This window comes from Campylobacter sp. MIT 12-8780, from assembly GCF_006864535.1.
Taxonomy (GTDB): domain Bacteria; phylum Campylobacterota; class Campylobacteria; order Campylobacterales; family Campylobacteraceae; genus Campylobacter_D.
On record NZ_QHLL01000012.1, the window covers coordinates 32,587 to 42,173 of the forward strand.

A 9,587-nucleotide genomic window follows, 5' to 3' on the forward strand; every position below is an offset into this window, starting at 1 on the left:
GATAAAACAAAAAAATATCCAGCTAGGGATATTTTTTTCTATCCCCAACTGAGATGAAGTGTTTAAGCAGTGAGTTTTTTAGCCCAAATGCCTTTATCCTTGTAAAAAGAATAATTAAGACCTATAAGAGTATCGCTAAGCCCATAAGTAGAACCTATAACCTTAATCCAACCCTCCTTATACTCATATTTAAGACCAAGTGCTTCTAAAGCAACTTGCTCTTCTTTAATGAGTTTTGCATTCTCAGCTTGTATATCTACACTTGCTTCAATGGTTTGAGCATCAATCACTATTTCTCCATTTGCATTTTGCGTGCCAATGCCAACTTCTTCAAGAGCCATTAAACCACTGATATTAAAAGCTTTACGCAAGGCTTGAGACTCTGCAACTTTTTTTATCATTGTTTCAGGCTTACTCTGCCAAAATTGTGTAGGCTTACCCTCTTTTGTTAATTGGACATATTCTCCGTATGCCACTTCAACAATAAATGGTTTTTCACAACCTTTTTTAAAAACCTCGCAAACTGCAACCAGATCACTTTCCATTTTCCACTTATTATTTATAAGCTTAGGAACTTCCTTGATGAAAGCCTTTGTGACTATACCACCAAATTCTCCTGATTTATGAGCTATAGCTAAAAAGCCATCTCTACCAACAAGAGGTTCAACCTTTTCTATCCATACACCATTATCGTTTTTAGCTCTACGAGGGACAAAAAAGATTTGTTTTGTGATAGGGTTAAGATTGAATTGTTTGGCAATTTCTAAGCAATAAGCAATATCAAGCTCATTTGCTGTTTGAGGAAAGAATTGTTTTTTAACAAATTCTATTTCTTCTTTGTTTAGCCAAGTATCGGTAGTATGTTTGATGATTTGTAAATTTGACATAGTGTTTTCCTTTCAAAAGAATGAGCCTGTCAAAGCTCAAAGATGATGAAAGGATAAAAGTGTAGTATCCCTATTGAGGATAAAACTTTTATCCTCAACGAGGGTTGTAATAATTTAAAAAGACTTTTAAATTTTATCGAGCTATGTTTGTTTAAATAAGATTTGTATCAACATACAATTCAAACTCTGTAAACAGCCTATCGGCTATCTTTCGCTCATCACAATCAAGACTCTTATAAGAAAGAATATCTCTAGCCTTTCGTTTAAGAAAAGGGCGAGGTGCTTCCATTTTGTAAGCATATATCCCATCTTTTTTAATCTTTTTGGCAACTGTATTGCGAAATTTCACAAATTTAACAAACTGCTCTTTGTTTGGTATCTTGATTTCGTCTTCAAACATTGTTCTCCTTAATTAGTGTGGTTAAAATTGAAAATAAACCTAAAATTTAAACTTTAGGCACCTTGTTTAAATTCGTCTTTATTGTAGTGGTATCTTAAATATTCTTCATAATAAGACCGAGCAACTACCTCATAGGTTCTTCTAACAAGTCTTGCTATATCAAGCAATAATTTTGCAAATCGTGGATTTTCAATCTTTCTTGTTTTGTAAAGTTTTTTACTTTCATTAGAAAGTAAAAAAACTTCATTGTCATAAGAATAATATTCTACCCTAATTGCAATATTTACAGCCATATCAAAGCTAATATGCTTTTCAAGATAAGTTCTCAAAAAGCTATTTTTCCTTAAAAAATAACAATGTTTGTTGAGAAGATTGTTGAAATTATCGATCAAATCATTATCTGAAGTGTCAATATTTCTTTCTTTGATGAGTTTAGGATAAGTGTTGAGACTTGGAAAAAAGTCCAAATCATCATCTCTAATAAAACCAAAAGCTAAAGCCTCTAATTCACTACGAAAATAGCGATTATCCCTTATATCATCAAAAATAAATTCTTTAAGTGTCATAAAAATTACTCCTTTTAAAAATAAACTTAAAGTCAATCTTTAAGCTTATTTAACTCATCTTCAAGTAAAACGAAGTGATTTACAGACTCATACTTAACCCACCATTGGTTTTGGTAGAATATATATACATACTCTATCATCACATCATTCAACTTTTTCAAGTCTTCAAGAGGATTAGTTTTTGAAACTTCATATTCATTAATTTCTAGCTCTTCTCCTCTATCTCTATGATAAGCTACTGTAACACCAGATTCTCTTTTGTCGAAGCTATGTTCTATACCATCACCTGGATAAAGATTCTCATTCAAAGAAGACAAATCACCTAAAGCAACAATTTCTTTCGCTTTTTCTAGGCTATTAAAATGTTTGAAAAGAAGCTTTCCAATCCAATCTAAATAACCATCGTAATGACAATATACAACCTTAGCTTTACCATCTTCTATATAACCTATATTTGATCTTGTTGACATCAAAAATCCTTTGAAATAAAAAATAAAAAAGAGGATAAAATACCCATAATGGGGCACAATATCCCCAACTTGGGCTGAGATTTAAAAGAGTTTAAGCATAAATTTTATTTTTGTGCTTAATTTTACGACTAAACTTACTTTTATCTTTACTTACCCTTGTATGCAAGGATATTTCACGCTTAAAAGCAAGCTCAATATTGTTATCTCTTTGGGTAAATCTTGTTTTCATTTTGTCTCCTTTTAATTTTCCATATTCCAAAGTTCTGCACGCTCTATTACTTCATCAGCTGAAATTTCTATGGATATATCTTCCATATCAAAGCTAACTATAACTTTGCCATCATTTTCATAAGCGTAGATTCCTTTGCCTTTAAAATAGGCTATGCAGTCTTTGATTTCTTGTTGTGTTGGTGTTCTCATTTTTTACTCCTTTAGTAAAATCAAAATGATAAAAAGTAAAGGAGATAATAAAGTTCCTAGCAAGGAGCTTTAAATATCTCCCAACTAGGGCTTAAAACAAAATAACTCAATCTTCTCTTAACTCCTCCCAATAAAATTGCTATTTTTAAGTATAGGCTTTGCTAAAGAAAGCTCTAAATTCACAATCAATGGGTGGGTGTTAAAATAACTAAGTAATCTGTCTGTAAATTCCACAATCTTTTCATCAGTATCAATATACTCAATAAAAAGCTCCGCTATTTCTTTTGGAGAAATATCCTCAATCATAGGTGGAAATGTGGTATTTGGTGTGTAAGAAATAGTCATTTTATCTCCTTACTTAATGCTTAGATAACCCTTGCGGTTTGTTGTTTTTTGATACTTTGCATAAAGACTTTCATAAAGCTCAGGTTCGCTGTCTTTTAAAGCCTTTGTATCAAAACTCACGCTAGTGCTATCCTTAGTGAGTGAAATAAAATTTTCATCAACTTTAACCTTGCTTAATTCTAAAGACCTCATTAGCTCTTCAAATTCGGCTTTTGCTTCTTCTAAAGCTTTTTCTACTTCTTTTTTCTTAGCGTGAAGCTCAGTGAGTTTTCTGCCAAGTGTCAAAGTATCATCACTAAGAGTTTGCACTCCTTTAGTGAGTAGAGGACAACTTGCTTTATGAGGGCAAGTTGAGCAATACAGCTGTTCTTTAGGTTCAGGTTCTACTTTTGTTTGCAAAGCTTGAATTAATTTTTTAGCATTGCTAAGTGCAAGTTCAGCTAGAGTAGCGTTATAAGGCACATCAAAAACCTTATGCCAACCCGTGTTAATATTTAATGCAATAACAAAGGCTCTTAAAGGCTTATTTGTGCTTTGTTTTAAAAGATGAAGCTGATATTGCACCTGAAATACCCAAGATGGATAAGGGGCGTCAACTTCACTTTGCACGCTTTTAGCCTCAACTATTACCAATTCTTTTGGAGCTTTAAGCAAAAAATCAATATGAGATTTTAGCTCAAAGCCCTCAAATTCGCTTTTGCACTCAACTTGTTTATCATAATTTAATCCATCAAGCATAGCAGCAACTATATTTTCAGAAATATGTCCACGCTGAAACCTGATTAGTGTTGCTAAATCATAATTTGTTTCTGAAATTTTATCTAAATAGGCTTTGCGTAAGCAACCACCAATGTCAGATGAACCAACATAAGTGCTTCTATCGCCTAAACTATCTTCACTTGCTTTTTTAAGTGCTTTAGGTAAATTCATAGCAATAAATGCTTCAAATTTATTTACTGAAGTTTGATTTGACATAAATTTTCCTTTCAAAAGAACGAGCCTGTCAAAGCTCAAAATGATGAAAGGATAAAAGTGTAGTATCCCTATTAAGGATAAAACTTTTATCCTCAACGAGGGTGGAATTTGATTAAGAAATAGTGTTTACCGATCAACTATTTGCAGCAATTTATTCTTTGATTTCCTTTGAAGCATTTGCCCTAGCCTAGTTGATAATATCTTCGACTATATTAAATGCTTCTTCGTTGCTAATAGGAGTTGATTTATTACTGAATACTACTTTCTCTAAAAAAACTATATATTCAGTTTCTCCTTTAGTTCTTTGTGCTTCAACATTGCCATCATCAGCTTCGCAAAGTGAAGCTTTGAGTATGTTTATTTGCATATTTTCTCCTTGTATTATAGATAAAAATTAAAAATAAACTCAAAGTTAATCTTTAAGCTTATTTAACTCATCTTCAAGCAAAACAAGGATAAAAGTGTAGTATCCCTATTGAGGATAAAACTTTTATCCTCAACGAGGGTGGAGTGTGATTTAATGAGTAAGTTAAGCGATATTGCTTAAAGCAAATGAAAGCATTGCCCAAACTGCACCGACTATAGTTACAACAGTAGCAACAGCAGTGCCTATAAGCCAAAAAATACCTTGATACTTAAGCTTATTGATGTCTTCTTTAAGCTCAGTCCTTACTTCAGCAATTTCAGCTTTAAGTTCAGCTTTTACTTCAGCAATTTCAGTCCTTACTTCAGCAATTTCAGTCCTTACTTCAGCAATTTCAGCTTTAAGTTCAGCTTTTACTTCAGCAATTTCAGTCCTTACTTCAGCAATTTCAGCTTTTAACTCATTTTTAGTAGCTAAAATCTCAGTCCTTAAAGCTCTAATCTCAGCTTTAAACTCATCTTTTGTTACGAGATTCCAAAGCTCTTTGCGAATTTCATCTATAGCAATATTTTTTATATTTTCAGAACTAAGAACATTTTGCCTGCTTATCTCATTGAGCATTTTAATGGCTGATTCTTCAGTTTGTTCTTTAATAAAAATTGCTACAAGAGCTTTGGCACCATCACTTAAATAATCTTTTTGCATAGTGTTTCCTTGCATATTCTTTCCTTGTATTGTAGCATAAAAATGCGAAAGTTAAAAATTTGAAGTTGAATTTTACTCTTTGATGTGGAGTAGAAAAAAAGACTAGCTCCAAAAAGGAGCTAAAGTTTGGGCAACAACCTAAAAAGGAAGTTCCTCTCCCTCTCGTTGAAGATTATCAGGATCTATATCGTTAAATTCAATATTAGAAGTAACAGGAGCAGGAGCTTGTTTTACACCTTGATGATTAGCATTTGGCTGAGTAGCTTGATTAGAAGCATTACTATTGCTTTGTGGCTTTACATCAAGGAATTGAATTTTCTCAACAACTATCTGATAAGAAGTTTGACTATTGCCATTTTTATCAGTATAGTTATTTTGAGATAAGCGACCTGTCATAAATACTTTAGAACCTTTTTTAAGGTATTGATTGCATATTTCAGCAATTTTACCACTAGCAATGAAATTCAAGAATGTTGTTTCTTGTCTTTCTTCGCCATCTTTGGTTTTATATTTACGATTGGAAGCAACTGAACCTTTTGCAAAAGCATTTCCTGATTGAGTATAACTCAACTCTATATCTTTTGTAAGATTACCTAAAACTTGGATTTGATTGAACATTGTGATGTTCTCCTTTCAAAAAAATTTAAGACTTTTGTCTTAAACAAACAAAAGAGAACATACCTAACCCTATAAGGGATATGCTCTTATTTTGCTTGTTTAAAACAAAACAAAGCAATCCCAAAAGGGATTGTGAAAAAGTGTTTGAAAGTAAAAAGGGAGAGAATGGCTTAACTAAAAGCCATTAATGAGAGTTAAGCTTTATTTTTCTTTTCTGTTTTTTTAAGCTTAAGATATTGATAAGCTACATAAGCAATAGTAAAAAGACTAAAGCCTATGCAAACAAGGGTAAAACCATCTCCTGTCATTATTTCTCCTTTTTTCCAAAAATGATACAAGCACCCATTGCAATGGTGCTAACCACAGCTAACATAACATTAAGAAAGGTAAAATTTCCATTCATAAGCCCATAAGTGCTATTAACGAAAAAACCTAAATTAATGTTTTTAAACAATTCTAGCATTATGTCTCCTTGAGTATAACATAAAAATGTAAGAAAAGTCTATAAAATAGACTTTTTAGTGTAAAAGTCTAAAAAGACTAAAAGTTTGGCAATCTCGTATGTTGTGCCTTAGTAACATAGCGATATTTTTCTTGATTGAACTCACGCCAATAAGGAAGTAAAGCAAGTATTCCCAATTCGCATTGTCTGTCAAAGAAAAAATAAGCCTTGCTATATGGTTTGCTTTGAAGTCGTCTACTCGCAAAGAAATCGAGCTTTCCCTCAAGAACAAGCATTTTTTTGTAGCGTCTTTGCTTTAAATAGCTTTCAATCTCAGATTGAATAGCGGCAGCAAGAACGGCACAAAGAATAGTAGAAACAAGCACAACAGACATTACGACAATAACTAAAAGTGCAAAATCATTCATTAGTATAAAATCAAACATTGTTTCCTCCTAAATTTTAGAAACATCAAAGTTGAATGCTCCTAAAAAAAGGAACAAAAAAGCGTGTGGGTATCAGTAAATAAAAATTTTCTTGATGTTCTATACAAAACGCAACTTTTGTATACGCCTTACTTTCACATAAAACTACACGCTTGAAAGTTTTTGTGTAAAAAGCAGACAGCTTTATCTCACGATAAAGAACGGACTATATTTTTGCTATTTCTAGCAGAGCCCTCTCTTTGGAATGTCTTGCATATCCAAAATCCCCCTTATTTTTTCTTAGTGGTGGCTTTAATATCCTCTTTAGTCTCTGTTTTAACTTCAGGAGGATTATCTATTTTTTTCTTAGTGGCAATTCTTTCAACAACTGCATTTCTAAGTATTCTATTGTTGATGTCTCTTGGGCTATCAGCCTTTACAAGCAACTCCATACCAACATCTTGAAGCTTGTTAAGCTTATCTTGAACTTCTCTCAATCCTGAGAACCATACTTCCACCTCACTCATTTCAAGCTTATCGCCCCACACACGCCTAATAGCCGAATCTAAAGAATCAATCATTCTCAAATTAAAAAATATTTGAGTTCCAGCCTTTGAATCACTTACAAATACAGCGGCATTAGTATTTTGATCGATGACTCTTTTCTTTCTTTCTGTGTTTCTTTGTATAATTTCACTTCTGCTAAGTGTTGTTCTTGCATTTTGAGTATTGGTGCTTTGTGCATTTTTGCCACTACTAGTGGCGGTATTTTGTTTTTCAGCCATAATGAAATCTCCTCGTAAAATATATGATTAAAAAATAGAGTCTTTACTCTACAACTCAATTTAGATAAAAAAAATAAGGGGAAAAAATTAAAAAGATATACTGCTTACATTCTACTCTACTCATTTGATTTAAGAATCAATTCAAAGGACAAATTTGTGCTTTGTCAGAGTGTAAAATAATTGTAATACAACAATAAGCACACTCCAAGCAAAGTCTTTTGATAAATTTTTGCCCTGCTTATTATTTACGCAAAGCACAAATTTGTCCTTATCTTTATTTCTTAAACCCACTTTCGATAGTCTCTGAACCTTTGCCATATATAATATAAATTATACTTAGGCACTTGGCTGCTGATTGCCTCTTGGATTAATGTTTTTACCATACAATAGACATTACCCTATTTGCCTTGAAACTCATTTCTGAGATCAAGCGGTAATTAATCCCTTTAAAGTATTCCGTTAAAGGATATAAATATCCCCTAAAAGCTACTTTATTGCGTTATTGAGTAAGCACGCAAAACTTATCTTAAAAATCTAACTTTTTAAGAGCTTCCCAGCAATTAAAAGGGTTTTACATCGGCTAAGAATTAACCGATAGTGTCTTAAATAACTCAACCACGATTTAGACAGTAATGAAACCGCAAGCACGGTTAGGAGCGGGGCGAGGACGCTTTATCCTAACTGCTAAAACCTATTCATAAAATGAATTAAATGTCGGTATTATAACGGAGCAAAATTCAAATGTCAATAGACAAAAATATCATATTTATCATTGTTCTCACAGCTCTTATTATATTCATTAAAAAATGCTTTTAAAACACCATTTCATAGCAATTCAAAAAGAATATATATTTTCTTAAAAAATTACTTCTTTTTTTACCTTTGAAAAAAATGGAAGTGTCATAATAGAAAAATCACTTTCAAAAATCCTTTTTAACATAAAATGATAACATTCTATCAAAATAATAACTCTCAAAAGCCTATAAAATAGGCTATGGAAGTGTCATAATAGAAAAAAATCCCTATTTATAAGGCATTTTTGTGTTTTTTAATCAAAAATTTTATTCCTTTCTACATTTTTGCGGAAGTGTCATAATAGATTTTGGAAGTGTCATAATAGAAGTTTTCATTTTTTTAAAGGACTTGAAAGCCCATATACTCATAATACAATTTTAAAAACAATGCTTTGAAAGACTTTTGTAAGTTCATTTGGAATCTGCATAAATACCTATACAGCAAGTATTTTAAAGCATATTTTTTCAAAAAAAGTGGAAGTGTCATAATAGATTTTGGAAGTGTCATAATAGAAGCCTTATAGTAAATTTATAGAATTTAGTAAATAAAAAAAAGAAAATTTAAATATAAATTATTTTTAAAGAAATTAAATTTAAATTTTAATTTTTCTTTAAAAATTCTAAATTCAAAAAAAAAAAAAATAGATACCTTTGATTTAGCTTAACTCTGCTAACAAACAAGACAATTTCATTTGCTCCTTAGATTTTACAATCTTAATATAAGCTCCTTTGTATTTTTATTTTTACACTACAAACTGTCTGCAAGGCTTTTATGGAATTAAAATTTTGATAAACTTTAACCTACCTTTGCATTTTCAATTTAATTTAATATGAAAGGTAGTTTAATCTTAGTTTTTATAACAAAGAGAAGTTTTTTTATTGGAAGATTATTTTTAACAGCGTATGAAAAAAGTTACTTATATAGATTACTTACAAAACTCTCCAATTCTTTCAGCACCTTTTCTTTTTCATTTTTAAGAACATTTTCTTTAAATGGGTTGTTGCTGATAAATTTAGGCTCATATCCTAATAAAATATAATTTGGATTAGCCCCATAAATTTCGTGCATAGAGCAAATTATATCTGCTTGACAATTAATCTTTCCAAGCTCTACTCTTGACATAAAACTTTGCAGAAGTCCCATTTTTTTAGCAAAATCAATTTGACTTAAACCACTTAGTTCTCTTATTTCTTTTATTCTTTGCCCAATTTCAACTTGATTGGCTGTATCTTTATCTTCGTGAGATTCTTGCTCAATATTATTCTCTATCATAACCTTAATTCCTAGAAAAAATTTATTTATCTTATCATTCATATCTTTAAAATCGACTTAACAAATTTTAAAAATATATTCTTAATTTAGTATTAATAAAAATAATTAAAGATATTAT

General features: G+C 31.1%; 15 protein-coding genes. All 15 read right to left on the reverse strand.

The window, feature by feature from the left end; translation table 11 throughout:
- Positions 1–62 precede the first annotated feature (62 nt).
- Positions 63–887: a phage recombination protein Bet gene (gene bet, locus DMB95_RS08785; protein ID WP_142931756.1), complete on the reverse strand. Its 825-nt coding sequence runs from the start codon at positions 885–887 to the stop codon at positions 63–65.
- Positions 888–1,038: 151 nt separating this feature from the next.
- Positions 1,039–1,287, reverse strand: a complete 249-nt coding sequence (locus DMB95_RS08790; RefSeq protein ID WP_142931757.1) for a hypothetical protein — start codon at positions 1,285–1,287, stop codon at positions 1,039–1,041.
- A 53-nt stretch (positions 1,288–1,340) separates the two neighbouring features.
- Positions 1,341–1,853, reverse strand: coding sequence for a hypothetical protein (locus tag DMB95_RS08795; protein WP_142931758.1), 513 nt, complete (start codon positions 1,851–1,853; stop codon positions 1,341–1,343).
- 32 nt (positions 1,854–1,885) lie between these two features.
- Positions 1,886–2,323, reverse strand: a complete 438-nt coding sequence (locus DMB95_RS08800; protein ID WP_142931759.1) for a hypothetical protein — start codon at positions 2,321–2,323, stop codon at positions 1,886–1,888.
- Between the two features lie 91 nt (positions 2,324–2,414).
- Positions 2,415–2,552, reverse strand: a complete 138-nt coding sequence (locus tag DMB95_RS09600) for a hypothetical protein (protein ID WP_185906691.1) — start codon at positions 2,550–2,552, stop codon at positions 2,415–2,417.
- An 11-nt stretch (positions 2,553–2,563) separates the two neighbouring features.
- Positions 2,564–2,743 carry a hypothetical protein gene (locus tag DMB95_RS08805; RefSeq protein ID WP_142931760.1) on the reverse strand — a complete coding sequence of 60 codons (180 nt, stop codon included), beginning with the start codon at positions 2,741–2,743 and terminating at the stop codon, positions 2,564–2,566.
- 117 nt (positions 2,744–2,860) lie between these two features.
- Positions 2,861–3,088, reverse strand: a complete 228-nt coding sequence (locus DMB95_RS08810; RefSeq protein WP_142931761.1) for a hypothetical protein — start codon at positions 3,086–3,088, stop codon at positions 2,861–2,863.
- Positions 3,089–3,097: 9 nt separating this feature from the next.
- Positions 3,098–4,063, reverse strand: coding sequence for a PD-(D/E)XK nuclease family protein (locus tag DMB95_RS08815; RefSeq protein WP_142931762.1), 966 nt, complete (start codon positions 4,061–4,063; stop codon positions 3,098–3,100).
- Between the two features lie 187 nt (positions 4,064–4,250).
- On the reverse strand, positions 4,251–4,430 hold the full coding sequence (locus DMB95_RS08820) for a hypothetical protein (RefSeq protein WP_142931763.1): 180 nt from the start codon (positions 4,428–4,430) through the stop codon (positions 4,251–4,253).
- Positions 4,431–4,592: 162 nt separating this feature from the next.
- Complete coding sequence (locus tag DMB95_RS08825) at positions 4,593–5,132, reverse strand: coiled-coil domain-containing protein (protein ID WP_162056952.1); 540 nt, start codon at positions 5,130–5,132, stop codon at positions 4,593–4,595.
- A 138-nt stretch (positions 5,133–5,270) separates the two neighbouring features.
- Positions 5,271–5,750, reverse strand: a complete 480-nt coding sequence (locus DMB95_RS08830; protein ID WP_142931765.1) for a single-stranded DNA-binding protein — start codon at positions 5,748–5,750, stop codon at positions 5,271–5,273.
- Positions 5,751–6,057: 307 nt separating this feature from the next.
- Positions 6,058–6,213 (reverse strand): hypothetical protein, encoded by a 156-nt coding sequence (locus DMB95_RS09605; protein ID WP_185906692.1) that lies wholly within the window; start codon positions 6,211–6,213, stop codon positions 6,058–6,060.
- A 77-nt stretch (positions 6,214–6,290) separates the two neighbouring features.
- Positions 6,291–6,638 carry a hypothetical protein gene (locus DMB95_RS08835; RefSeq protein WP_142931766.1) on the reverse strand — a complete coding sequence of 116 codons (348 nt, stop codon included), beginning with the start codon at positions 6,636–6,638 and terminating at the stop codon, positions 6,291–6,293.
- 269 nt (positions 6,639–6,907) lie between these two features.
- A complete protein-coding gene (locus DMB95_RS08840) occupies positions 6,908–7,402 on the reverse strand; it encodes a hypothetical protein (protein WP_185906693.1) in 495 nt (164 codons plus the stop codon).
- A gap of 1,707 nt (positions 7,403–9,109) precedes the next feature.
- Positions 9,110–9,511 (reverse strand): helix-turn-helix domain-containing protein, encoded by a 402-nt coding sequence (locus DMB95_RS08845; RefSeq protein ID WP_142931767.1) that lies wholly within the window; start codon positions 9,509–9,511, stop codon positions 9,110–9,112.
- Between the last annotated feature and the right edge of the window lie 76 nt (positions 9,512–9,587).

What these genes read in the sequence shown, in the direction of transcription:
- bet (WP_142931756.1), bottom strand. Translation starts at nt 887, where the DNA reads ATGTCAAATTTACAAATCATCAAACATACTACCGATACTTGGCTAAAC.
- DMB95_RS08840 (WP_185906693.1), bottom strand. Translation starts at nt 7,402, where the DNA reads ATGGCTGAAAAACAAAATACCGCCACTAGTAGTGGCAAAAATGCACAA.
- DMB95_RS09600 (WP_185906691.1), bottom strand. Translation starts at nt 2,552, where the DNA reads ATGAAAACAAGATTTACCCAAAGAGATAACAATATTGAGCTTGCTTTT.
- DMB95_RS09605 (WP_185906692.1), bottom strand. Translation starts at nt 6,213, where the DNA reads ATGCTAGAATTGTTTAAAAACATTAATTTAGGTTTTTTCGTTAATAGC.
- DMB95_RS08800 (WP_142931759.1), bottom strand. Translation starts at nt 2,323, where the DNA reads ATGTCAACAAGATCAAATATAGGTTATATAGAAGATGGTAAAGCTAAG.
- DMB95_RS08830 (WP_142931765.1), bottom strand. Translation starts at nt 5,750, where the DNA reads ATGTTCAATCAAATCCAAGTTTTAGGTAATCTTACAAAAGATATAGAG.
- DMB95_RS08825 (WP_162056952.1), bottom strand. Translation starts at nt 5,132, where the DNA reads ATGCAAAAAGATTATTTAAGTGATGGTGCCAAAGCTCTTGTAGCAATT.
- DMB95_RS08805 (WP_142931760.1), bottom strand. Translation starts at nt 2,743, where the DNA reads ATGAGAACACCAACACAACAAGAAATCAAAGACTGCATAGCCTATTTT.
- DMB95_RS08835 (WP_142931766.1), bottom strand. Translation starts at nt 6,638, where the DNA reads ATGTTTGATTTTATACTAATGAATGATTTTGCACTTTTAGTTATTGTC.
- DMB95_RS08795 (WP_142931758.1), bottom strand. Translation starts at nt 1,853, where the DNA reads ATGACACTTAAAGAATTTATTTTTGATGATATAAGGGATAATCGCTAT.
- DMB95_RS08845 (WP_142931767.1), bottom strand. Translation starts at nt 9,511, where the DNA reads ATGAATGATAAGATAAATAAATTTTTTCTAGGAATTAAGGTTATGATA.
- DMB95_RS08790 (WP_142931757.1), bottom strand. Translation starts at nt 1,287, where the DNA reads ATGTTTGAAGACGAAATCAAGATACCAAACAAAGAGCAGTTTGTTAAA.
- DMB95_RS08820 (WP_142931763.1), bottom strand. Translation starts at nt 4,430, where the DNA reads ATGCAAATAAACATACTCAAAGCTTCACTTTGCGAAGCTGATGATGGC.
- DMB95_RS08810 (WP_142931761.1), bottom strand. Translation starts at nt 3,088, where the DNA reads ATGACTATTTCTTACACACCAAATACCACATTTCCACCTATGATTGAG.
- DMB95_RS08815 (WP_142931762.1), bottom strand. Translation starts at nt 4,063, where the DNA reads ATGTCAAATCAAACTTCAGTAAATAAATTTGAAGCATTTATTGCTATG.